The organism is Polaromonas sp. CG_9.7 (assembly GCF_015752205.1).
In the GTDB taxonomy this organism is placed as follows: Bacteria; Pseudomonadota; Gammaproteobacteria; order Burkholderiales; family Burkholderiaceae_C; genus Polaromonas.
In genome coordinates, this window is sequence record NZ_JADOVG010000006.1 from 182,370 (window position 1) to 204,607 (window position 22,238).

The window sequence follows — 22,238 nt, forward strand, 5'->3', positions numbered from 1 at the left end:
AATGGGTCCAATAGCCAAACACTAATTGGTGTTAACCCTGCCTGTCAGACAGAAGTTTGTGCTATTGGTTCAGCAAACTTGGTTTCAGCCTTGTAAAGCTGCAAGGAATGTGCTTTAAGAAAAGAATTCCAGCCCAGGATTGGCGGATTATTTTCAGAAATTAGGTAACTACTCAGCTCCTTCGAAGCTCTCCGTAATCTCTTTTGTCATTGCGGACTTGATCCGGGGCAATCCATGACCCCGTTTGGGGAGAAGTCATGGTTCCCGGGTGCTGAAACCCCGGGCTTGATCCGGGGCCGGGATGACAGAGGCTCATTTCATTGCGCTTTAAACTGAAAAGTGACCTGAGTAGTTACGAAATTAGTAATAAAAGTGTATTTTGCGCAATGCCAGCATGCATTTGCAGCTATTTAAAATATAGCAGTCAAATGGGCCGGATACAGTGAATGAGGCCGGCGTTCAGGGCTCGCGACGCTCATCCTGCAGCTCGCGCGCTTCGACATCGATGACCTGGCCTGAGGCGGTTTTGGACGAAGGCTGACGCGGTGATCCGCTGGTCCACGTGCCCGACTGCGAAAATTTCTGAAAATGTGCAAAGGCCGCAAGGGGCGCGGATTTACGGCCTGTGATCAATGACTTGAGCAAACTCAAGGCAAACACCGTCAGGGCAACGAACAGCAGCCCGACAGCAATCACGGCCGCAGACAAGACAAAAATCAATTTCAAAATAAAACGAAAAATCTGACTCAGAGGGTTGTTCACTCAGGCAATCCTTTAAAAATCCCAAATGGCGACGATCTCGTGGTTTTCAATGCCTGCCAAAGGCTGAAGCCAGCATGCAGGGCGCATCAGCCAAGCAGCGCCTGGGCAAATTCGCGGGCATTGAAGGTTTCGAGGTCTTCGAGCTTTTCGCCGACGCCAATAAAATAAACTGCCACGGGACGCACGCCTGGTGACGCCTTGGCCCGTTCGCGCACCCACAGCGCAATCGCCGCCAGCACGCCGCCCTTGGCCGTACCGTCGAGTTTGGTGACGATCAGGCCGGTCAGTTGCAGCGTGTCGTCAAAAGCCTTGACCTGCGCCAGAGCGTTCTGGCCGGTGTTGCCGTCAATCACCAGCAGCACTTCATGCGGCGCGGTGGCGTCGGCCTTTTGCACCACGCGCTTGATCTTGCGCAGCTCTTCCATCAGGTGCAATTGCGTTGGCAACCGGCCGGCGGTATCAACCAGCACCACATCCTTGCCGCGCGCTTTGCCGGCCGTGACGGCGTCAAAGCTGACAGCCGCCGGATCGCCGTTTTCCTGGCTGACGATTTCGACTGTGTTGCGGTCGGCCCAGACGCTCAGTTGTTCACGCGCGGCGGCGCGGAAAGTGTCGGCTGCCGCCAGCAGGACCGAAGCGCCTTCATGGGCCAGGTGGCGCGTCAACTTGCCGATCGAGGTGGTCTTGCCCGCGCCGTTGACGCCAGTCACCATGATAACGGTGGGCGTGAATTCGCCAATCACCAGCGGCCGTTCCAACGGCTTGAGCAGCACCGTGATGGATTCGATCAGCGCATTCCTGACCGCCACCGGGTGCGTCATGCCGCCTTCCTTGACGCGGCGCCTGACATCAGCCAGCAAATGCTCCGTTGCGCTCACGCCGGTGTCGGCCATCAACAGCGCGGTTTCCAGGTCTTCGTAAAGCTGCTCATTGATCTGGCTGCCGGTGAAGACGCTCGAGATGCTGGAGCCGGTCTTGCGCAGGCCCTGTTGCAGCTTGCTCAACCAGCGCTGGCGCTCGGGCGACATGGCCAGTTCCAGCGCCTGGGGAATGTCAATCGGTGTGACCAGCGCGCTGCCAATCATTGAGCCACCGTTCCCGACAGGCCTTTTTACTGTAACTGGCGCTGTTGCAGGGACTGAAGTTGAAGGCGCAGGCGGCGTGCTGGAAGCAACAGGGTCACCACCGGGTTCGGGTCGTACCGATGGCGCAGGCACCTCGACAGTCGAAGGCGGCGGGGCAGGGCGTAATTTTTTTTTGAAGAAACTGAACATTGGTTGATCTTGTAGAGTCCACCATTCTATGAAACACCTCAAGCAGATGGGCGTAAAGCCCCCCGTATTGTTTTTTCAACGCCCGGCGAGCGGTTTTACAGGGCTGCTGCTGTCGGCTGCCCTGACCGCCGGCCTGGGTCAGGCAGCTTTTGCCCAGGCGCCCGCGACAGTCGAGCAGTTCACGCTGGCCAACGGCCTGACGGTCATCGTCAAGCCCGACCACCGCGCGCCGACGGTGGCGCATATGCTCTGGGTGCGGGTGGGTGCCATGGACGAGGTTGACGGCACGTCAGGCGTCGCCCACGCGCTCGAACACATGATGTTCAAGGGCACACCCAAGGTCAAGGCGGGCGAGTTTTCCAGGCGCGTGGCGGCCCTGGGCGGTCAGGAGAATGCCTTTACCAGCAGCGACAGCACTGGCTACTACCAGCAAATTCCGGCGGCGAAGCTTGAAGATGTGATGCGTCTGGAGTCCGACCGTTTTGGCCACAGCCAGTGGCCTGACGAAGAATTCAAGCGCGAGATCGAGGTGGTGAAGGAAGAGCGCCGCATGCGCACCGAGGAGTCGCCACACGCGATGCTCCATGAACAGGCCAGCGCCATCACCTTTCTGGCGTCTCCATACCGCCGCCCCATCGTCGGCTGGATGAGCGACCTGGTCGCCATGACGCCGGACGATGTACGCAGCTTCTACCAGCGCTGGTATGTTCCGGCCAACGCGGCGCTGGTGGTGGCCGGCGATGTCAACGTGGCGCAGGTCAGGAAACTGGCCGAAAAATACTATGGTGCCATTCCTGCGCGTCCCGTGCCCGTGCGCAAGCCGCGCACCGAGCCCGAGCAGGCGGGCATGCGCCGCATCGATCTCAAGGCGCCCGCCAGCCAGGCCTATGTGAGCATGGCGTTCAAGGTGCCCAAGGTGCAGCCGGCCGATCTGGCCGTTGCGGTGGGTGCCGCATCGCCCACCGCCGCCGCCAGCCGCGAGGCGCTGGCGCTGACGGTGCTGTCGGCCGTGCTGGACGGCTACAGCGGCGCACGGCTGGAGCGCGCGCTGGTGCAGGGACGGGGCCAGCAAGACGGCCGCGTGGCCGACAGCGCCGGCGCTTCCAGCGGCCTGATTGGCCGGGGGCCGCAGCTGTTCACATTGAACGGCGTGCCCGCCGATGGCAAAACCACGCAGCAAGTGGCCGACGCCCTGCGCCAGCAGGTCGCCGTGGTGGCGCGTGACGGCGTGAGTGAGGCCGAACTCCAGCGCGTCAAGACGCAGTGGGTGGCCAGCGAGACCTACAAGCTCGACTCGGTGTTCAGCCAGGCGCGAGAACTGGGCTCCAACTGGGTCCAGGGCCTGCCGCTCGACGCTGGCACGCGCCTGATTGCCCAGCTGCGCACGGTGACGTCTGCCGAAGTGCAGGCCGTGGCCGGCAAGTACTTTGGCGACGACCAGATGACCGTGTCCACCTTGTTGCCCCAGCCGCTGGCGTCCAAGCCCAAGCCGCGCCCTGCCAACGCGGCGGCCAGTGCCGAGATGCGTTGAACGGTTTCCTGAATCGAAAGAATATCTTTATGACGATTGCTACTAAAAAAATAGCTGCTTGTGCAATGGCAGTATGCGCAACAGGCCTTTTTGTTCATAATTCTGCACAGGCGGCGATTCCTGTCCAGCATTGGACGCAGGCCAGCGGCGCGCAGGTCTATCTGGTGGAAAGCCCGGCCATTGCGATGGTCGACGTGCAGCTTGACTTTGACGCCGGCAGCCGTCGCGACCCTCCCGGCCAGGCCGGACTGGCGAGCTTGACCGCAAACATGCTGGAAAAAGGCGTGCGCGAAAAAGACGGCGCTCCGGCGCTGGATGAAAACGCCCTGGGCGAGGCCTGGGCCGATCTGGGTGCTAACTTTGGCGCCGGTGCTTCGGCCGACCGCATGAGCTTTTCACTGCGCTCGCTGACCGACCCGGCCCTGCTTGACCAGGCCGTGGCGCTGGCAGCGCGCCAGATTGCCGAGCCGGCCTATCCCGATGCGGTCTGGCAACGCGAACGCCAGCGCCTGGATGCCGCGCTCAAGGAGTCCTACACCCGTCCGGCCAGCGTTGTGGGCCGGGCCTACGCCAAGGCGGTGTATGGCAACCATCCGTATGGCTATGAAATGACCGAGGCGACGCTGGCGAACATCAGCGTTGCAGATTTGCAGGCCGCGCATGCCGTCGGCGTGGTCGCCTGCCGCGCCCGCGTCAGCCTGGTGGGTGCCGTGACCCGGGCGCAGGCCGATGCCATGGCGGCGCGCTTGCTGTCACGCTTGCCTTCGGTGTCCTGCGCCAGCCTGCCGCCGTTGCCGGCCGTGCCCGACGTGGCGCCACTCGCGCAAGCAGAAAACATCACCATTCCCTTTGATTCGGCGCAGGCGCAGGTGCTGATCGGTCAGCCCGGTTTCAAGCGTGCCGACCTTGATTACTTCCCGATGACGGTCGGCAACTATATTCTGGGCGGCGGCGGTTTCGTCTCGCGCCTGACCAACGAAGTGCGCGAAAAACGCGGCTTGACCTATGGCATTTCCAGCGCATTCTCGCCCGGCCTGCATGCCGGCAGCTTCACCGTCGGCCTGCAGACCCGGCCCGACCAGGCGGCGCAGGCGGTCCAGATCGCGCGCCAGGTGGTAGGTGATTTTGTCGCCAGCGGCCCGACCGAGGCCGAACTGAAGGCGGCCAAGGACAATCTGGTGGGCGGCTTTGCGCTGCGCATTGACAGCAACCGCAAGCTGCTGGCCAACCTGGCCGGCATTGCCTGGAACGACTTGCCGCTCGACTACCTCGACACCTGGACGCAGCAGGTCGAAAAAGTCAGCGTGGCCGATATCAAGGCGGCTTTTGCGCGCAAAGTCCAGCCCGACAAAATGGTGACTGTTATTCTCGGAGCCGCAAAATGAAATACACACCCAAACCCATCGCCCCCGAGCCCGCCGCCAAGCCTTCGGCCAAGGCCCACACCGTCAAGCCCAAGGGCACGGCCCACCTCAAGCCGTCCGGCGAAATCCGCATCATTGGCGGACAGTATCGGCGCACCAAACTCACCGTGCCGAACCATCCCGGCCTGCGTCCCACGCCCGACCGCGTGCGGGAAACGCTGTTTAACTGGCTGGGCCAGGACCTGACCGGCTGGCGCTGCGCCGACGTGTTCGCCGGCACCGGCGTACTGGGCTTTGAAGCCGCCTCGCGCGGCGCGGCCGACGTGCTGCTGTGCGAGCAGGACCCCGGCCTGGTGGTGCAGCTCAAGGCGGTGCAGGCCAGGCTCAAGACCGACGCGGTGCGCATTGAGCGCGGCGACGGCTTGAGCGCGCTCAAGCGGCTGGACGCCGGCAGCATGCAGCTGGTGTTGATCGATCCGCCTTTCGACTCCAGCGTGTTCGAGTCGGCGCTCAAGGCCGCAGCCCAGGCGATCAGCCCGACCGGCCTGGTGTACCTGGAGGCGCCCCGTGCCTGGCAGGACGACGAGCTGCTGCCGCTGGGGCTCAAGGTCCACCGAAGCGCCAAGGCCGGTGCTGTGCATTTTCATTTGCTGGTCAAAAGCGATCTGCCGGCCGAGCCCGTGCCGGGCTGAGCCGGGTCGGGTGCAAGCGCCTCAAGCGTCCGCATGGGCTGCAGGGTTGCACCCGGTGCCGGGGTGGCCCAGGCGCGGGGCAAGGGCATAATTCGGCCCATGTCCACCCCCCGCATTGCTGTTTATTCCGGCACTTTTGATCCGTTCACTCTCGGCCATGGCGACGTGGTGCGCCGCGCCGCCGGGCTGTTTGACCAGCTGGTCATCGCGGTGGCCGTTGCCCATCACAAAAAGACACTATTTTCACTGGATACGCGTGTCCAGCAAGTGCGAGATGCTACTGAAAGCATAGCGGGAATCCGGGTGCTGCCATTTGACGGCCTGATCATGGATTTCTGCGCCGTGCAAGACGCCTGTGCCGTGGTGCGCGGCATTCGCAACCTTACCGACTTTGACTACGAGGCCCAGATGGCCGCCATGAACCGCAAGCTGCGTCCACAGGTCGAAACCGTGTTCCTGCTGCCCGAGGCGCCGCTGGCCTGCATCAGCAGCACACTGGTGCGCGAGATCAGCAAGCTCGGTGGCGATGTCGGCCCGATGGTGAGCCCGTCCGTTGCAGCCGCGCTGGCATCCGTTCACGCGAAACAGGGAGATTGATGCAATGGCCCTCTTGATCACCGACGAATGCATCAACTGCGACGTGTGCGAGCCCGAATGCCCGAACGAGGCGATTTTCCTGGGTGCCGAGATCTACGAGATCGACCCGAACAAATGCACCGAATGCGTCGGCCACTTCGACGAGCCGCAGTGTGTGCAGGTCTGCCCGGTGGCATGCATTCCTGTGGACCCGCAGCACCGCGAAACCCGGGAAACGCTTTGGGAAAAATACAACCGGCTTCAAGCGGTGATCCCGGTGGTGTTGGTACGCTGAGGCCGCTGGTGCTGCATTTTATGCATCAAATAGGCACTTTGCGCACATTCAGTAAGCTCAAGAAGCTATCAAAATAATAGTAATCATGACGTCGGCTTTGATACGTTTGCAGCAGTGTCGCTGGCCGCACCCTCCGGCAGCGTCGTCATCCTGGGCGGTTTCGGGCGCGGCGGCTGGCTGGTATGAATCAGCATCGTGGCCTTTTCCATTTCGCCCCTGAGCAGGTCGGGAACGGCTTTGAGGCTGCGCACGATGCAGTCCTCGATGGCCACGCGGTGTTCCTGCGAAGGCTTTTTCAGCACCCAGTTGATGACTTCAGCCTTCACGCCCGGGTGTCCCACGCCGATGCGCAGGCGCCAGTAATCGGCCGAACCCAGTTGTGCATGAATGTCGCGCAGGCCGTTGTGCCCGGCATGGCTGCCGCCAAACTTGAGCTTGACCTGGCCGGGAACGATGTCGAGTTCGTCATGCGCGACCAGCACCTCGCCGGGCAAGACCTTGAAAAATCGCGCCAATGCCGCCACTGACTTGCCCGACAGGTTCATGAAGGTCAGTGGCTTGAGCAGCCAGACGGTCTGGCCATTGACCGTGGTGCGTGCAACCTGGCCGTGGTAGTTTTTGTCGAGGCCGAGTGGCGCCTTCAGTTCTTGCGAGAGCGCGTCGATCCACCAGAAGCCGGCGTTGTGGCGCGTCGCTTCGTAATCCGGGCCTGGGTTGCCCAAGCCGACAAACAACTTGATCATGGGGTATGCAATAAAGAAAGGGGAGGGCGGTACAGCGTAGCAGAAGCACCCGCGCATAAAAAAAGCCCTTAGCCTTGTGAAAGGGTAAGGGCCACTTTCCTGGGCACAGCCTTTTTCAGGCTGATGCCGCAAGCCGGGAATTACTTCTTGGCTGCAGGTTTTGCTGCAGGCTTGCCGCCCTTTGCGCCAGGCTTGGCTTTTGGATCCACAGCCTCGACAGGTGCGGCTTCGACTTCTTCGACAATCGGCGTCACCGAGACCATGACAGGGTTGACCTGGCCTTTGGCAACAGCTTTCACACCCTTTGGCAGCGAAACGTCCTTGACGCGCAGCGAACTGCTCTTGGTCAGTGCGCTCAGGTCAACGGCGATGAATTCAGGAATGTCGGCCGGGAAGCAGGAAACAGTCATTTCGGTCAACACATGGTTGACGATGCAGTTTTCCGTTTTGACGGCTGGGGATTCTTCTTCGCCGCTGTAATGCACGGGTACTTTGACGGTCATGCGGGTGCGGGCTTCAACGCGCTGGAAGTCGATGTGCTGGACTTGCTGCTTGTACGGGTGCATTTGCAGGTCACGCAGCAGAACCTTGTGTTCCGTGCCGGCCAGTTCCATCTCAAGAATGGCGCCGTGGAAAGCTTCCTTCTTGATGGCGTGCCATAAGGCGTTGTGATCGATTTCGATCAGGATCGGCTCGGCGGTTCCGCCATAAACAATACCGGGCGTGCGGCCGGTGATGCGGAGACGGCGGCTCGCACCCGTGCCCTGCTTTGCGCGCTCAAAAGCGACGAATTTCATAATCTTCTCCAAAATGGGCGGACCGCGACCAGTCTCACCCTGACTTCAAAAGACTGCTCAAATTTCAAGCCTCGAAAGGTTCTGTGGCTGAGCAGCCGGCTTTTTTGCTTCAGATCAGATCAGGCTGGTCTTGATCCGAGAACAAACTCATGACGGACTCTCCCTTGGCGATGCGCTGCATGGTTTCAGCAATCAGCGGCGCCACGGAGAGCTGGCGAATTTTTTTGCAGGCCAACGCGTTGGCGTTTAGCGGAATGGTGTTGGTGACCACGACTTCATCGAGTGCATCGCCCTCCGTGATGCGCTGAATGGCCGGTCCCGAGAAGATCGGGTGGGTGCAATAGGCATAGACTTTCTTGGCACCGCGCTCTTTCAGCACCTCGGCCGCTTTCACCAGGGTGCCGGCGGTGTCGATCATGTCGTCCATGATCACGCAGTTGCGGCCTTCAATGTCGCCGATCACGTGCATGACTTCGGACACATTGGCCTTGGGGCGGCGCTTGTCGATAATCGCCATATCGCAACCGAGTTGCTTGGCCAGGGCACGGGCACGCACCACGCCGCCAACGTCGGGCGACACGACCATCAGGTCGGTGTAGTTTTTCTGCCGCAGATCACCCAGCAGCACGGGCGAAGCATAGATGTTGTCCACCGGAATATCGAAGAACCCCTGAATCTGGTCGGCATGCAAGTCCATGGTCAGGACGCGGGTGACGCCAACAGCCTGCAGCATGTTGGCCACCACCTTGGCGGTGATGGGAACGCGCGCCGAACGCGGACGGCGGTCTTGCCGGGCATAGCCAAAATAAGGGATCACGGCGGCGATCTGGTCAGCCGATGAGCGCTTGAGCGCGTCCACCATGATGAGCAGTTCCATCAGGTTGTCATTGGTCGGCGAGCAGGTCGACTGCACCACGAACACGTCGCGGGCACGGACATTTTGCTGAATTTCGACAGTGACTTCGCCATCTGAAAATCGTCCCACATGGGCGGTGCCCAGTGAAATGCCCAGGTTATGGGCAATTTCTGCGGCCAGGTCAGGATTGGCATTGCCGGTGAAAACCATGAAGTCGGGGTGATGCATTTGCGTATGAAGTCCGGCTGCGGACGGACTTGAAAGTGGAGTGAACTATTTATCGAAGCAAAATACGCACTGAAAGCAATGTGCAACGCGGACTTGGCAGTGAGTTGCGTTGCAGTCTTTCTAAACACACAGACCCGCCACTTGCGGGTCTGGAAGCGCTGCAACCATGCAGCGCCTGGATCAACTCAGACCTGCAACTGGCAGGTCTGGAAATTTGGCAGGGGTGGAAGGATTCGAACCTGCGAATGCTGGAATCAAAATCCAGTGCCTTAACCAACTTGGCGACACCCCTACACAGGACAGTTGTTGTTGCCAACAACCGACCTATAACCGTTGCTTGCGAGTCGCATTCCAGAAAGCCGGTAGTTTACCAACTCGCCAGAGGATGCATCTCCAGATTTTTGCACTTGCGAACCAGCCAGCCGCCAGGGGCATCTAACAAGTCAGTCTCTTCAAAAATCTGTGCAAATACAGCACTTCCCGAGCCGGTCATGCGTCCTGAAAGCTGCTGCGATTCTAACCACTCAAGTGACTGGCCAATCTGCGGGCAAAGCTTTTGCGCTACCGGCTGCAAGTCGTTATGGCCAAAGTTAAAACCCTGTCCGTCAGCATATGCAGCAAAGCCTAGCATTGTAGCAGTCGCTGTGTCACGTTTCAGGCTTGAAGCCTTAAAAATTTCTGGCGTTGACACCCCCGCAGGTGTTTTAACCACCAAAAACCGCGCAGATGGCAAAGCAAGCGGCGTGATTTTCTCGCCAATTCCCTCGACCCAGGCATGGCCGCCCGAAAGGAAGAAAGGAACGTCTGCGCCCAATGAAAGCGCCAAAGTTTGTAGGTCTTTTTCGGGCAGACGAACGCCCCACAGCCGCTGCAGCGCGAGCAGGCAACTGGCCGCATCCGACGAACCGCCGCCCATGCCAGCTTGCGACGGAATATTTTTTTCCAAGCCTATATGAACGCCCAGCGATGTGCCGCAAGCTGCCTGCAAGGAGCGGGCGGCGCGCACAGCCAAATCTTCGTCTGGTAGTGCGTCGGATTCAGCGCCATGGTCGCTTTTCAGGTCAGTACGGCTGATCTTCCCGTCAGTGCGCAGTTCAAAATGCAGTGTGTCGCACCAGTCGATCAGCATGAAAACCGATTGCAGCAGATGGTAGCCGTCGGGCCGACGGCCGGTGATGTGCAGGAATAAATTGAGCTTGGCCGGCGCCGGCACGTCATACAGGGCCTTAAGCGGTCGCGAGGAAAGTGGAAAACGCGTCACGCGGGAAACCTTCAGAACAGGGGTTGGGCAGTCAGGCGAGGTGCTATTGGTCGAGCACCACACGAAGATCCGCCTGGGGCAGGGGCTGCATACGGGTGGCGGCGATGCGGCCTTCACTTTGCCTCGAAAGATCGGCTGACCAGCCACTGGCTGTGGCGTTGTCGCCCTGCAGCCAGGCGAACAGCGCAGCCAGTGGAACAGCTGCGCCCGTGGTCTGCGCCATGAGGGCATCGACCGAGTCAAAGCGCTGGATGTTGCTGTTGCCCGAATCCAGTTCGGCTTCCCCGGGTGCCCAGCGCAGCACGCCAAGCACATTGCCCAGCGGGCTGATCAGCGTCAGTTCACCGCGCTCGGACTTGCCCTTGAGTTCAAAGCCTGCAGAGAAATACTGCTCAGGCTCGCTTTTGATATTCAGGCTGATACGACCTGTCCAGAACTCGATTTTTGAGTAATTTAAGGCTGTGCCGCTTACTGGACGTGCGCAGCCAGCTATTAAAATGATAGCAAAAAGAAATCCGGGAAGAAGCAGGGCGCGCAGCCGGTGGGTAAAGTGCAAGGCGGATCCCTGTTTTTATGGCGTCACCTTGAAGCGTTTAAGCGTTTCAAGCAGCGTTTCGTTGTCGGCGTTGATGAGCTGGCCTTCTTTCCAGATGGCCAGCGCGCGGTCTCGCTGCCCCAGACTCCAAAGCACTTCGCCGTAGTGCGCGGCAATTTCAGCGTCGGGCTTGGCTTTGAAAGCGGCTTCGAAAATTTGCGCGGCTTCAAGAGAGTTGCCGAGGCGAAATTCAACCCAACCCAGGCTGTCCTTGATGAAAGGGTCGGCTGGCGCGAACTCGATGGCCTTTCGTATCAGATCGCGCGCTTCGGAGAGCCGGACATTGCGATCGGCCAGTGAATAACCCAGCGCGTTGTAGGCATGATGGTGGTCTGGCTTGAGCTGGATCACCTGGCGCAGCAGCCGCTCCATTTCGTCGGCCAGCCCGAGCTTTTCAGCCACCATCGACTGCTCGTACAGCAGGTCGGTATCTTCGGGGGTTTTGACCAGTGCCTGCGCCAGAAGTTCGCGGGCCTGACGGTACTGCTTGAACTCGCGCAGCAGGCCTACTTCTGCATTGAGTTTCAGCCTGGCTTCTTCATCCGTTCGTTCGGGCAGCGTACGAATCAGGCTGCGGCCTTCTTCCATCTTGCCCTGTCTGGCCAAAATGGAGGCCCGGCGAATTTGTGCTTGCACCAGGTCGGCGGCGTTTTCAATCTTGACGAGCCAGCTTTCGGCCGCCGCATAGTCCTTGCGCTTTTCGGCCAGTTGCGACAGCAAGAGATAAGCCTGTGCCAGGCCGGGGTTACGTTCGATCTGGGGGGCCTGTGCGGCCAGCGCAACATAACGCTCCAGCGAAGCCTGGGCGGCTTCCAGCTGGTTGTCCTGCAACTGCAACGAACCGAGCACCAGCCAGCCTTCGGGATAGTCAGATTTTTCTTGCGTGACGATCTGCAACTGCGCAGTCGCTTCGGCATAGCGCTGCGCATCAAGCAGCACGCGGGCATAGGCCATGCGGATTTCAGGCAGCGCCGTGGACGGGCTTTGGCCACCGGCCAGGTAATTTCTGACGAGTGCTTCGGCTTCGGGCCGCTTTGGGTCAAACAGTTCGAGCGCTACCACCACCGGGCCTTCGGCACGTGGATCGGCTGCCTGGCCGCGTTGAGCCGCTTCAAAGGCGCCAGGCTGGTCGTCCGCTGCCAGTCGCATCCGTCCGACCGTGGTCCAGGCGGCGCTTGCCGAAGCGGTAGGCGTCAGGTAGTCGGCCAGAGCGGTTTCGACCACGCTGGCCGCCAGCTTGCGATCGCTGGCGCGGACATAAATGCGCGGTATGGCCGCCAGCATGGCCAGACGTTCGGCATCGGGCACCATCCTGATCTCGGTTTTCAGTGGCTCGACGGTGTCGGCAACGCGGTTCAGCGCAACCAGGATCTGCAGGACATAGCGATTGGCCTCCCGGGACGCAGGCAACGCCTGCTTCCATGCCGTCGCGGCCTGCAACGCTGCATCGCCCGAGCGAGCCTGCAGCGCAATGTCGCTGGCCCGCTGGTAAAGCTGGGCATCGCCGGTTTTCCGGGCTGCGTCGAGCAGCAGGGCAAAGCCTGCGGCAGCTTCGCCCTCCTGCGCCGTCAGCTCGCCAACCAATACCTGATAGAACAACTCGCCGTCCAGCGAAGACACGCTTGCCGATGCTTGCGCCGCCTTGTCTTCCGAAAGACCCGCTACGGTGGCAGGTTTGGCAGGTGTAGGGGTCTCGGGCGTTCTGGCCTGCGCCAGCACCAACGGGGCAACAAGGCACAGACAGGCAAAAGCAAAGCCGGATTTTTTCTTCATCGCCCATGATAATTGAAGGCTTCTGCTGGCGCTTTGCGCTGGTCATGCACCCAGATACCAAAAGTGACGCCTCTTGTGCCCGGCTTTGCAAGCCTCATGTTTTTCCGAAGAGTTTTAAACACATGCCTGAACTGCCCGAAGTCGAAGTCACCCGCCTGAGTTTTGCCAGTCGCATTGCAGGCGCCCGCATCGAATTCGTGATGGTGGGAAAACCCTTGCGCTGGCCTTTGGGCTGCGAGGGCGCGCAGCTGCATGGCCAGCAGGTGCTGGCCGTGCGCCGCCGGGGCAAGTACCTTCTGCTGGACTTGAGCGAAGGCCTGCTGCTGATGCACCTGGGCATGTCGGGCAGCCTCAGCTTTGGCGCCAATTTGCCGGCGCCGGGCAAGCATGATCATTTTGACCTGGTGACCAGCCTGGGCACCTTGCGGTTGCACGACCCACGCCGCTTTGGGGCCGTGGTCTATGCGGCGGGTGAAGCTGATGCTGCGGCGCAAAAGCTGCTGGGTCGGCTGGGTGCCGAGCCGCTCAGCGAGGCGTTTGACGCGCTGGTTTTTCATCAGTGGCTCAACGTGCGCAATACCGCCATCAAGCCCTTGTTGCTGGCGGGCCATGCGGTGGTGGGTGTCGGAAACATCTATGCCTCCGAAGCCTTGTTTCTGGCGGGCATCCGCCCCACCACCCGTGCATCGCGGATCAGCAAGCCGCGCGCTGCCCTTTTGCATCACGCCATTCAGACGGTGTTGACAAATGCTGTGGCCAAGGGCGGCAGCACCCTCAGGGATTTTTCCAACGCCGATGGCGAGGCGGGCCATTTTCAGCTTGACGCCATGGTTTATGACCGGGCCGGCTTGCCGTGCAAGGTTTGCGCTGCGCCGATCAAGAGTATTCGGCAGGGCCAGCGCTCCACTTTTTATTGCGCCATCTGTCAAAAAGCCTGAGTTTTTAAACGTGGTCGGCTGGGACCCGGGTGCTATATTGCCTCGACCATTTTTATGACCACAGCGCATGTCTTTCAACGAACAATTTGACCAGCAAGGCGCTTGGCGGCGTGATTTCGCCTTGCGCCTCAAACGGTTTGCCGAGTGGGTGAAAGAGCAGGGCCTGCTCAACGCTGCGATGGAAGACCGGATGCTCAGACTGCAGGCGCAGGTGCGCTCCGACAAGGTCATGGTGGCATTTGTGGCAGAGTTCTCCCGTGGAAAGTCCGAGCTGATCAACGCCATTTTCTTCGCTGGCTATGGTCGCCGCATCATGCCGGCCAGTGCCGGGCGGACCACCATGTGTACGATCGAACTGGGCTATGACCCTGAAATGGTGCCTTGCCTGCGCTTGTTGCCCATCGAAACGCGAATGCAGCCGCAGGCCCTGATGGCGTGGCGTCTGATGCCTCAAAAATGGTTTCAGATTGAGCTTCAGGTGGACAATCCCGCCCAGTTGGCAGAGGCATTCGAGAAAGCCGCCGAAGTGCAGCATGTGACGCTTGAAAAGGCACGCGCCCTCGGCTTCTGGAATGACGACCGGTCTGAAGACCATCCGCCAATAGCGGCCGATGGCCGGGTCGAGGTGCCGAAATGGCGCCATGCACTGGTCAATATTGCGCATCCCCTGCTCAAGCAGGGGCTGGTAATTCTTGACACCCCGGGGCTCAATGCCATCGGCGCGGAGCCTGAACTGACCGTCAGCCTGATTCCGCAGGCGCATGCCGTGGTATTCGTATTGGCGGCCGACACGGGTGTGACCCGGTCTGACCTGTCCATCTGGCAGGAGCATCTGGACAACGGCGCAACTGGCAGTGACAACCGGCTGGTCGTGCTCAACAAGATCGACACCTTATGGGATGCGCTGAGCACGCCTGAACAGGTCCAGGCGCAGATCGACCGAAAAAGTGCACGCTCGGCCGAGATCCTGGGATTGCAGTGTTCGCAGGTGCTGGCCGTATCGGCACAAAAGGGGCTGGTTGCCAAAATCACGCATGACGATGTGCTGTTGCAGGCCAGCCAGTTGCCAGTGCTTGAATTGGCCCTGGCAAAAAGTTTGATAGGACAGAGGCAGAACATTCTGCGCACGGCTGTCGCCGCCAGTATTCAGGAATTGAACAACGAGGCCGCACGCGCATTAACCATGCGCCGTCGTGACCAGACCGATCAGATGCTGGAACTGCGCGGATTGCGGGGGAAACACAGCTCGGTCATCCAGCGCATGCGCAAGCGGATCGAGCACGAGCAGGCCGAGTTTTCAGGCAGCAGTGCCAGGCTGCATGCGATTCGTACAGTGCACAACAGTTTGCTGGGCGATGTTGTCCATTTGCTGGGCCTGCCGACGCTCAGGGCAGAACTTGCCGGCTTGACCGCTGCGCTCAAGCAGCCCGGCATCAAGCTGCGCCTGAAAAAAACCTATTCAGAAACGTTTTCAGGCTTGCGCAAAACGTTGCACCAGGCGCAAACGACCATGGCTGAAATACAGGCAATGCTGGATTCGTCCTTCGGGCAGATCAACGCAGAGTTTGGTTTTTCACTAAAGGCAGGGCGGGCGCCCGACATGAAGCAGTCTGTGCAGGACCTCGAACTGATCGAGCGCAGCCATTTGCAATACATCAGTTTGGGCAATGTGATGCGGATGGCGCAGGCCGGGTTTTCAGACAGACTTGTGCGTGCACTGAGCGGCCGCATGCGCATGGTTTTTGAGTCCGCTCTGGGCGAAGTTGAACTGTGGAACCAGTCAGCATCTGCACAACTCGATGCACAAATGCGCGAAAGGCGCCAGAGTTTTGACAAGCGCCTCGATGCCATCGCGCGCATTGATCAGGCCGCGTTAATGCTGGATGAACGAATTTCCGAAATAAATCAGCAGCTAATCCGGCTTCGAGCCATGGAAACCATGCTTGGAGACTTGACCTCGCAGCTTCTAAATATGGAGCCTTTGCCATTTGCGCTGCAACCACTCCCAGACTGTGCAGGTCATGCTGCGCACACACCTTTGGCTGAATTGGCATGACGCAAAGTACATCAGATAGCGCTGGACGGCTTCCAACCGGCAAACCTTTTGAGGCTGGCGCAAGCCTTCCGTCTTCGTTCGCCAATGACATCGTGAATTGGCAGAAAACCCATGGTCGCAACAGCCTGCCATGGCAAAACACACGCGATCCCTACCGGGTCTGGCTGTCCGAAATCATGCTGCAGCAGACCCAGGTCGTCACGGTGCTGACGTATTACGACCGGTTTTTGCAGCGTTTTCCCACTGTGGGCGATCTGGCTGCTGCTTCTGACGACGAGGTGATGAGCTTGTGGAGCGGGCTGGGGTATTACAGCCGCGCGCGCAACCTGCATCGGTGTGCGCAGGATGTGATGTCGCTGCACAACGGGCAGTTTCCAGCGTCGGCCGGGCAACTGCAGACCTTGCCGGGCATCGGCCGTTCGACTGCCGCTGCCATCGCCTCATTCTGCTTTGGAGAAAGGGTCGCCATTCTGGACGGGAACGTCAAGCGGGTGCTCACGCGGGTACTGGGATTTTCTGGTGATATGGCGCAGGCTGCCCAGGAACGAGCGCTCTGGAACCTGGCCACCGAGTTGCTCCCGCATGAAGACCTGGCGCAGGCCATGCCGCGCTACACCCAAGCACTGATGGACCTGGGTGCCACCATCTGCACCGGCCGGCAGCCCAAGTGCCTGCTGTGTCCGGTGCAGGCGCTGTGTCTTGGACGCGCACAGGGAAAGCCTGAAAAATACCCGGTCAAGACCCGCAAGCTCAAGCGCAGCGCCCAGTCGTTCAGCCTGTTGTGGGCCCAACGACCCGACGGTTCAGTGTGGCTTGAAAAGCGTCCTGCGACCGGTATCTGGAGCGGGTTATATTGCCTGCCGGTGTTTGACAGCGATGACGCGTTCAAGTCGCTTCTGCCTGAAAGCCTTGAGGGCCGTGTCGAGGCCCTGCCGGCCTTTGTCCATGTCCTGACGCACAAGGATCTGTATTTGTCGCCGTGGATTGCAGGTTTTCAGGCCGATCAGCCCATGCCTGCGTCGATGGTGTCCGAGAGCCGTCCGGCCGCCTGGTTCAGTCCGCAGGCATGGCCTGCGCTGGGTCTGCCCGCGCCCATTCGCAAGCTGCTGTCGCAAGATAGCGCCGACCCGTCGTTTGGAGCGATCAAGGCTTAACCAGTAAGTTTTTTTAAGAAGAGAAAGATTTTTGCGCAATACCAGTATGTTTTTACAGCTATGAATTATGTAGCAATAAGAAATCAGGCATACCGAGCGCCGTCAGACAATGACAGGGAGATATCGCGCAAAGGTTGAGCCCGGCGGATCAACCCGCTTCAAGTTCGCGATGCCGTTTCAGCGTTGGCCAATCCTTGCCAAAGGCCGCTGCCAGCGTCTCCACCAGGTAAACCGAACGGTGCTGGCCGCCCGTGCAGCCTACCGCCACCGTGACGTAGCTCCGGTGGTCGCGCACCAGGGCCTGCAGCCAGTGACTGAGGAATTGCTCGATGTGGCGGAACATGTCGTCCACCTCCGAATGCGACCTCAAAAAATCTGCCACTGGTTTGTCACGGCCCGTCTGGTGCCGCAGCCCTGCCTCGTAGTGAGGGTTGGGAAGCATGCGGACATCAAACACGTAATCGGCATCCAGCGGCACGCCGCGCTTGAAGGCAAACGACTCAAACACCAGGGTCAGTTGACGTCCAGGATGCTGAAGCAGCGATTTCACATAGCCTTGCAACTGGGCCGACCGGATCATGCTGGTGTCAATCACATGCGCCTGTTCGCGCATCTCAGCCAGCAGCGTTCTTTCAAGTTCGATGGCATCGACCAGTGCCCGATGCTGGTCGGTGGCGTCGATTCTTGACAGCGGATGCAAGCGTCTGGTCTCTGAAAATCGCCGCACCAGCGTGTCGGTGTTGGCATCAAGGAAGAGCGACTGGACTTGCACCCCCTGGGCTTTCAACTCCCTGAGCTGCTGCGGCACCAGCGGCAGCGACGTTGCGCTCCTGACATCCATGGCGATGGCCAGCTTTGAGGCATTGTGCGGCCGCTTCAAGGCTACAAAGGGTGAAAGCAGTTCTGGCGGAAGATTGTCCACGCAGTAATAACCGGCATCTTCAAGCGCATGAAGCGCAACCGACTTGCCCGAGCCCGACATGCCGGTGATAAGAATCATTTCCATCACATCAACCTTTCGGCACGTAACGAATGGCGTTTTGCCTTTAAACGGTCATGGCGGCAGGGCGTATCCAGGTAATTCAGCAGACAAATGTTCATGGCCCTGATGGTATCAAGCCATGTCGTTATGTCCCCTCTTTAGGGGATTGCCCCAGCATTTCGGTGGCATGTGCAAGCGTGGTCCCCGAAAGGCGTTCCCCTCCCAGCATGCGTGCAATTTCGGTCACGCGCACTTGGCCGGTTACATGCTCGACGCTGCTCAACGTGGTGCCGTGTTCCGAGCGTTTTGACACCACGAGATGCTGGTTGGCAAACGCTGCCACCTGTGGCAAGTGCGTCACTGCCATGACCTGCCGGTCCTGGCCGAGTTGACGCATCAGCCGGCCAACAGTTTGAGCGACTGCGCCGCCCACGCCGGAATCCACCTCGTCAAAAATAAGGGTCTGGGCCTGCCCCAGTTGGCTGGTGGTGACGGCAATGGCCAGCGCGATGCGGGACAGCTCGCCTCCCGAAGCCACCTTGGCCACCGGCCTGGGGGTACTGCCGCCATGTCCGGCAACCAGGAACTCGGCTTGCTCCAGCCCATGCTGCGCCGGCTGTTCCGCTGGGGCTAGCACAACTTCAAAGCTGCCGCCTTGCATGCCAAGGCCTTGCATCGCTTGGGTAATGGCGTTGGCCAGCAAGGGCGCTGCCAGGCTTCGCAGGTGCGAAACTTCGCCGGCCTCCTTCATGTACCCGGCTTTGGCCAAGCCCTCTTTGTTTTCAAGCTGAACCAGGTCAGCGGCCTCGTCCAGTGCACGCATCTCAGCCTTCCAAGATGCCAGCAGTTCAGGCAGTTCGGCAGGTGCCCGCTTGTAACGGCGCGCCAGGCTGATCCATTGCGCCAAGCGTTCGTCCAGTTCGGCCAGCCGCAGGGGGTCGAGTTCGGCGTCCCGGGCATAGGCACGCAAAGAATGTACGGTGTCGTCCATTTGCGCCATGGCCGTATGCAAGACTGCGGCAAGCTCCTTGAATTCCGGCTCTATCTGGGCCTGGTTTTCCAGCGCCTGAATGGCGCGGCTCAGCAGCGTCAGGGCATTGTCATCGGCCTCTCGCAAGGCGTCGACCGCTGTTTGCACGGCTTCTCGCAAGTCCTGCATGTTTGACAGCCGTCCATGCTGGGTGTTCAGTTCTTCCCATTCCTGCTCGCCGGGTGCCAGTTTGCCCAGTTCCCCAATCTGCCACGCCAGCCGTTCGCGTTCACGTTCCAGGCTCTCCTGGGCATCTTTCGCCTGCGCGAGGGTTTTTTGCGCCATGCGCCATTCCTGCCAGCGCAACGAAAGCAGGTCGGTCGAAACCCCTGCGTACGAGTCCAGCAGGCCGCGAACGGCGTCCGGGCGCGTGAGGCTTTGCCAGGCATGCTGGCCATGAATGTCCACCAGCTGGCTGCCGATGTCCTTGAGCTGGGTGACGGTGACCGCGCTGCCGTTGATCCACGCCCGGCTCTTGCCCTGCGCATCCACCGTGCGGCGCAGCAGCAGGGTGTCGCCGGACTCGAGGCCGGCCTGCTCAAGCCATGGCGCCAGCCGGGCAGGGCTGTCGAATTCGGCACTGATCTCGCAGCGCCCGGCGCCTTCGCGCACCACCCCTGCGTCGGAACGTGCGCCGAGCACCAGTTGCAGGGCGCCCACCAGGATCGACTTGCCGGCGCCGGTTTCGCCGGTCAGTGCGGTGAATCCGTCCATCAGGTCAAGATCGAGTTCGCGCACGATCACGAAATCCCGCAGGGCAATGCTTTTGATGCTCATATCTTGGTGCAGTTCAATGCAAAAGCGGTAGCGCTCAGCCCACGACGCCTTCGTTCCAGTGAAGTTTTTTGCGCAGCGTGTCAAAGTAACTCCAGCCCTTGGGATGCAAAAAGCGCATCTGGAACTCTGAACGCCTGACGGTGATCCGGTCACCATGCAGCAAACTGGCCAGCGACTGCATGTCAAAGCTGGCACTTGCGTCCCGACCCGCTACCATTTCAATAGCAACTTCCCCGGTGTCTGAAAGCACGATAGGCCGATTGGACAAATTATGCGGGGCAATGGGCACCAGCACCCAGCCGCCAATCGAAGGGTGCAGCAAAGGACCGCCCGCTGAAAGCGCGTAGGCCGTTGAACCGGTAGGTGACGCAATGATCAGGCCGTCGGCACGTTGGTTGGCAACGAACCGACCATCGACTTCGACGCGCAGCTCGACCATGCCTGAGGTCGCTCCCCGGTTGACCACGACATCATTCATGGCCGTGGCGCTGTAAACGCAATGGCCATCGCGCATGACCTTGGCTTGCATCATCCAGCGCCGGTCTTCCTCGAATTCCCCGCGCAGCATCGGCGTCAGGGTATCTTGGTAATCTTCAAAAGCAATGTCGGTGATGAAGCCCAGCCGCCCCTGGTTGATGCCAACCACGGGCACGCCAAACTGGGCCAGCAGGCGCCCAATGCCCAGCATGGTGCCGTCACCGCCCACCACCAAGGCCAAATCGCACTGCGCGCCAATTCCGGCCGCATCAAGCGTCGGGAACTGGCTCAAGCCGGTATTGCGCGCCGTGTCCTCCTCCAGTGCCACCTCACAACCCTGCGAGCCCAAGAAATGCGCAATGTGTTCCAAGGCTGAACGGGAGCCTTGGGCCTGGTACTTGCCGATCAGTGCGACATGGCGGAATTGCGACTTCATCGTCAAATTACATCACAACCTGCCAACCAAGCTTCGTAGAATGTCCCCATGCTTGATAGTCGCGCCCGTTTGTTGTTGAAAGCGCTGGTTGAACGCTATATTGCGGACGGCCAGCCGGTCGGTTCGCGCACGCTTTCCAAGGCTTCAGGCCTGGAGTTGTCGCCCGCCACGATCCGTAACGTGATGAGCGACCTGGAAGATCTCGGTCTGATCGTCAGCCCGCACACGTCCGCTGGACGCATTCCGACGGCACGGGGCTATCGCCTTTTTGTCGACACTATGCTGACCACGCAGCGTGACCCCCTGACGGTGGCCAGCCAGATGGCACGTATTGCACCTGACCAGCCGCTCAAGGTGATCAGCAATGCCGCGCACATGCTGTCGAGCCTGTCCCAATTTGTCGGCGTGGTGATGGCACCGCGCCGGACTTCAGTATTCCGGCATATCGAATTTTTGCGCCTGTCTGAAAAGCGTTTTCTGGTGATCATCGTGTCGCCCGACGGCGATGTGCAGAACCGCGTCATCTTCACCGAAACCGACTACACCGCCTCGCAATTGATCGAAGCGTCGAATTTTCTGAATTCTCACTATGCCGGCATGGCTTTCGAAGAAGTGCGGGAACGGCTGAAAAATGAAGTGGAAGTGCTCAGGGGAGAAATCGCTTCCCTGATGCAGGAAGCGGTCGTGGTTAGCTCAGAAGCCATTGAGTCGCGTGATGAGGTGGTCGTTTCAGGCGAGCGAAACCTGCTGGCGGTCAGTGATTTTTCAGGCGACATGGACAACCTTCGCAAGCTGTTCGACCTGTTTGAGCAAAAGGCGCAACTGATGCGCCTGCTTGATGTTTCCAGCCGCGCCGAGGGGGTACGCATCTACATCGGCGGCGAAAGCCAGGTCATTCCCTTCCATGAATTGTCGGTGGTGACCGCACCGTACGAAGTCGATGGTCAGGTTGTCGGCACACTGGGGGTAATCGGGCCAATGCGCATGCCCTATGAAAAAATGATCCAGATTGTTGATATCACGTCCAAACTGGTCAGTACAGCGCTCAGTCACAGCAAATAGAGACACTACAATCTGCCAGTGGAAGGGGCGTTAGCTCAGTTGGTTAGAGCAGAGGACTCATAATCCTTTGGTCCACGGTTCAAGTCCGTGACGCCCTACCAAGATAGATATGGAAAGCCTGCTATTTAAAACGTAGCAGGCTTTTTCATTTCATCATTCATACCTGCGCCATGCCGTCATAAGTACTCGGTTCTGTACCATGTGGCCATCAATGGAACATCCGATGACTGCTTGGCTGCAATCAAGTTTCAGGACTGTTGGCATCGGTATCAAGACCCTGCCCAGACTTGCGATCCGAAAAGCAGGTTTCCCTGCCCTCCGAGGCCTTGGGAGAGTTTCCTTAGGGATCATTCCTTAGACAATCCCCCCAAGAAGGCCAGTTTCGACCCGCCGATACTGCCTCAAGACCCCCTTTTAGGAACACGCCTTAGGAACATGCCTATAGGTCAGGGCCTTAGGGAATCATCGCAAGTGGACTCTTTCATGTTGACGCCGACCGAAAACTGACCCACTTATAGAAGTTGTGCCGATCCAAAACTGACCCAGGTGTTTTACTTGCCCTGCCTTATTTTTAGGCAG

At 59.7% G+C, this 22,238-nt stretch carries 20 protein-coding genes and 2 tRNA genes; 10 read left to right on the forward strand and 12 right to left on the reverse strand.

Annotated elements, in window-relative coordinates; all coding sequences use genetic code 11:
* Positions 1 to 459 precede the first annotated feature (459 nt).
* Entirely contained in the window at positions 460 to 762 is a 303-nt protein-coding gene (locus IWX87_RS08505) for a hypothetical protein (protein WP_280757349.1), read from the reverse strand.
* Positions 763 to 848: 86 nt separating this feature from the next.
* On the reverse strand, positions 849 to 2,036 hold the full coding sequence (ftsY, locus tag IWX87_RS08510) for a signal recognition particle-docking protein FtsY (protein WP_196863090.1): 1,188 nt from the start codon (positions 2,034 to 2,036) through the stop codon (positions 849 to 851).
* Positions 2,037 to 2,064: 28 nt separating this feature from the next.
* Here ftsY and IWX87_RS08515 point away from each other — a divergent pair, with 28 nt between their 5' ends.
* The 5 genes from IWX87_RS08515 to IWX87_RS08535 all read left to right on the forward strand — a co-directional run bounded on the left by IWX87_RS08515 (position 2,065) and on the right by IWX87_RS08535 (position 6,494).
* A complete protein-coding gene (locus IWX87_RS08515) occupies positions 2,065 to 3,567 on the forward strand; it encodes a pitrilysin family protein (RefSeq protein WP_196863091.1) in 1,503 nt (500 codons plus the stop codon).
* A gap of 29 nt (positions 3,568 to 3,596) precedes the next feature.
* Positions 3,597 to 4,952, forward strand: coding sequence for a pitrilysin family protein (locus IWX87_RS08520; RefSeq protein ID WP_196863092.1), 1,356 nt, complete (start codon positions 3,597 to 3,599; stop codon positions 4,950 to 4,952).
* Entirely contained in the window at positions 4,949 to 5,623 is a 675-nt protein-coding gene (gene rsmD / locus IWX87_RS08525; RefSeq protein WP_196863093.1) for a 16S rRNA (guanine(966)-N(2))-methyltransferase RsmD, read from the forward strand. The genes IWX87_RS08520 and rsmD overlap by 4 nt, the downstream gene beginning before the upstream one ends.
* A 99-nt stretch (positions 5,624 to 5,722) precedes the next feature.
* Entirely contained in the window at positions 5,723 to 6,220 is a 498-nt protein-coding gene (gene coaD, locus IWX87_RS08530; protein WP_196863094.1) for a pantetheine-phosphate adenylyltransferase, read from the forward strand.
* A 4-nt stretch (positions 6,221 to 6,224) separates the two neighbouring features.
* On the forward strand, positions 6,225 to 6,494 hold the full coding sequence (locus IWX87_RS08535; protein WP_196863095.1) for a YfhL family 4Fe-4S dicluster ferredoxin: 270 nt from the start codon (positions 6,225 to 6,227) through the stop codon (positions 6,492 to 6,494).
* A gap of 83 nt (positions 6,495 to 6,577) precedes the next feature.
* Here IWX87_RS08535 and pth read toward each other — a convergent pair whose 3' ends face one another.
* From pth to IWX87_RS08570, 7 genes are all read right to left on the reverse strand, one after another.
* Positions 6,578 to 7,237, reverse strand: a complete 660-nt coding sequence (gene pth / locus IWX87_RS08540; protein WP_196863096.1) for an aminoacyl-tRNA hydrolase — start codon at positions 7,235 to 7,237, stop codon at positions 6,578 to 6,580.
* Positions 7,238 to 7,377: 140 nt separating this feature from the next.
* Positions 7,378 to 8,034 carry a 50S ribosomal protein L25/general stress protein Ctc gene (locus tag IWX87_RS08545; protein WP_196863097.1) on the reverse strand — a complete coding sequence of 219 codons (657 nt, stop codon included), beginning with the start codon at positions 8,032 to 8,034 and terminating at the stop codon, positions 7,378 to 7,380.
* Positions 8,035 to 8,143: 109 nt separating this feature from the next.
* A complete protein-coding gene (locus tag IWX87_RS08550; protein ID WP_196863098.1) occupies positions 8,144 to 9,118 on the reverse strand; it encodes a ribose-phosphate pyrophosphokinase in 975 nt (324 codons plus the stop codon).
* A gap of 215 nt (positions 9,119 to 9,333) precedes the next feature.
* Positions 9,334 to 9,410: transfer RNA gene (locus IWX87_RS08555), tRNA-Gln, on the reverse strand.
* A gap of 75 nt (positions 9,411 to 9,485) precedes the next feature.
* The gene (ispE, locus tag IWX87_RS08560; RefSeq protein ID WP_196863127.1) at positions 9,486 to 10,379 is read right to left on the reverse strand and encodes a 4-(cytidine 5'-diphospho)-2-C-methyl-D-erythritol kinase; all 894 of its coding nucleotides are present in this window, start codon (positions 10,377 to 10,379) and stop codon (positions 9,486 to 9,488) included.
* A 43-nt stretch (positions 10,380 to 10,422) separates the two neighbouring features.
* Positions 10,423 to 10,935: a lipoprotein insertase outer membrane protein LolB gene (locus IWX87_RS08565; protein WP_196863099.1), complete on the reverse strand. Its 513-nt coding sequence runs from the start codon at positions 10,933 to 10,935 to the stop codon at positions 10,423 to 10,425.
* Positions 10,936 to 10,950: 15 nt separating this feature from the next.
* The gene (locus IWX87_RS08570) at positions 10,951 to 12,747 is read right to left on the reverse strand and encodes a lipopolysaccharide assembly protein LapB (protein ID WP_196863100.1); all 1,797 of its coding nucleotides are present in this window, start codon (positions 12,745 to 12,747) and stop codon (positions 10,951 to 10,953) included.
* Between the two features lie 122 nt (positions 12,748 to 12,869).
* On the opposite strand from IWX87_RS08570, the gene mutM reads away from it, so the two are divergent.
* From mutM to mutY, 3 genes are all read left to right on the forward strand, one after another.
* A complete protein-coding gene (gene mutM, locus IWX87_RS08575) occupies positions 12,870 to 13,685 on the forward strand; it encodes a bifunctional DNA-formamidopyrimidine glycosylase/DNA-(apurinic or apyrimidinic site) lyase (RefSeq protein WP_196863101.1) in 816 nt (271 codons plus the stop codon).
* Positions 13,686 to 13,752: 67 nt separating this feature from the next.
* Positions 13,753 to 15,741, forward strand: a complete 1,989-nt coding sequence (locus IWX87_RS08580; RefSeq protein WP_196863102.1) for a dynamin family protein — start codon at positions 13,753 to 13,755, stop codon at positions 15,739 to 15,741.
* Positions 15,738 to 16,895, forward strand: coding sequence for an A/G-specific adenine glycosylase (gene mutY / locus IWX87_RS08585; RefSeq protein ID WP_196863103.1), 1,158 nt, complete (start codon positions 15,738 to 15,740; stop codon positions 16,893 to 16,895). Before IWX87_RS08580 ends, mutY begins: the two co-directional genes overlap by 4 nt.
* Positions 16,896 to 17,043: 148 nt before the next feature.
* Here the strand turns inward: mutY and rapZ are convergent, their stop codons facing one another.
* The 3 genes from rapZ to IWX87_RS08600 form a co-directional block, all read right to left on the reverse strand.
* Entirely contained in the window at positions 17,044 to 17,901 is an 858-nt protein-coding gene (gene rapZ, locus IWX87_RS08590; protein ID WP_196863104.1) for an RNase adapter RapZ, read from the reverse strand.
* A 121-nt stretch (positions 17,902 to 18,022) separates the two neighbouring features.
* Positions 18,023 to 19,684 carry a DNA repair protein RecN gene (recN, locus tag IWX87_RS08595; protein WP_196863105.1) on the reverse strand — a complete coding sequence of 554 codons (1,662 nt, stop codon included), beginning with the start codon at positions 19,682 to 19,684 and terminating at the stop codon, positions 18,023 to 18,025.
* Between the two features lie 34 nt (positions 19,685 to 19,718).
* Positions 19,719 to 20,597 (reverse strand): NAD kinase, encoded by an 879-nt coding sequence (locus tag IWX87_RS08600; protein WP_196863106.1) that lies wholly within the window; start codon positions 20,595 to 20,597, stop codon positions 19,719 to 19,721.
* 48 nt (positions 20,598 to 20,645) lie between these two features.
* Here IWX87_RS08600 and hrcA point away from each other — a divergent pair, with 48 nt between their 5' ends.
* Both hrcA and IWX87_RS08610 read left to right on the forward strand, forming a co-directional pair.
* Positions 20,646 to 21,659: a heat-inducible transcriptional repressor HrcA gene (hrcA, locus tag IWX87_RS08605; RefSeq protein WP_196863107.1), complete on the forward strand. Its 1,014-nt coding sequence runs from the start codon at positions 20,646 to 20,648 to the stop codon at positions 21,657 to 21,659.
* A gap of 24 nt (positions 21,660 to 21,683) precedes the next feature.
* Positions 21,684 to 21,760: transfer RNA gene (locus IWX87_RS08610), tRNA-Ile, on the forward strand.
* Positions 21,761 to 22,238 lie beyond the last annotated feature (478 nt).

What these genes read in the sequence shown, in the direction of transcription:
- ftsY (WP_196863090.1), bottom strand. Translation starts at nt 2,036, where the DNA reads ATGTTCAGTTTCTTCAAAAAAAAATTACGCCCTGCCCCGCCGCCTTCG.
- IWX87_RS08515 (WP_196863091.1), top strand. Translation starts at nt 2,065, where the DNA reads ATGAAACACCTCAAGCAGATGGGCGTAAAGCCCCCCGTATTGTTTTTT.
- IWX87_RS08520 (WP_196863092.1), top strand. Translation starts at nt 3,597, where the DNA reads ATGACGATTGCTACTAAAAAAATAGCTGCTTGTGCAATGGCAGTATGC.
- rsmD (WP_196863093.1), top strand. Translation starts at nt 4,949, where the DNA reads ATGAAATACACACCCAAACCCATCGCCCCCGAGCCCGCCGCCAAGCCT.
- coaD (WP_196863094.1), top strand. Translation starts at nt 5,723, where the DNA reads ATGTCCACCCCCCGCATTGCTGTTTATTCCGGCACTTTTGATCCGTTC.
- IWX87_RS08535 (WP_196863095.1), top strand. Translation starts at nt 6,225, where the DNA reads ATGGCCCTCTTGATCACCGACGAATGCATCAACTGCGACGTGTGCGAG.
- pth (WP_196863096.1), bottom strand. Translation starts at nt 7,237, where the DNA reads ATGATCAAGTTGTTTGTCGGCTTGGGCAACCCAGGCCCGGATTACGAA.
- IWX87_RS08545 (WP_196863097.1), bottom strand. Translation starts at nt 8,034, where the DNA reads ATGAAATTCGTCGCTTTTGAGCGCGCAAAGCAGGGCACGGGTGCGAGC.
- IWX87_RS08550 (WP_196863098.1), bottom strand. Translation starts at nt 9,118, where the DNA reads ATGCATCACCCCGACTTCATGGTTTTCACCGGCAATGCCAATCCTGAC.
- IWX87_RS08570 (WP_196863100.1), bottom strand. Translation starts at nt 12,747, where the DNA reads ATGAAGAAAAAATCCGGCTTTGCTTTTGCCTGTCTGTGCCTTGTTGCC.
- mutM (WP_196863101.1), top strand. Translation starts at nt 12,870, where the DNA reads ATGCCTGAACTGCCCGAAGTCGAAGTCACCCGCCTGAGTTTTGCCAGT.
- IWX87_RS08580 (WP_196863102.1), top strand. Translation starts at nt 13,753, where the DNA reads ATGTCTTTCAACGAACAATTTGACCAGCAAGGCGCTTGGCGGCGTGAT.
- mutY (WP_196863103.1), top strand. Translation starts at nt 15,738, where the DNA reads ATGACGCAAAGTACATCAGATAGCGCTGGACGGCTTCCAACCGGCAAA.
- rapZ (WP_196863104.1), bottom strand. Translation starts at nt 17,901, where the DNA reads ATGGAAATGATTCTTATCACCGGCATGTCGGGCTCGGGCAAGTCGGTT.
- recN (WP_196863105.1), bottom strand. Translation starts at nt 19,684, where the DNA reads ATGAGCATCAAAAGCATTGCCCTGCGGGATTTCGTGATCGTGCGCGAA.
- IWX87_RS08600 (WP_196863106.1), bottom strand. Translation starts at nt 20,597, where the DNA reads ATGAAGTCGCAATTCCGCCATGTCGCACTGATCGGCAAGTACCAGGCC.
- hrcA (WP_196863107.1), top strand. Translation starts at nt 20,646, where the DNA reads ATGCTTGATAGTCGCGCCCGTTTGTTGTTGAAAGCGCTGGTTGAACGC.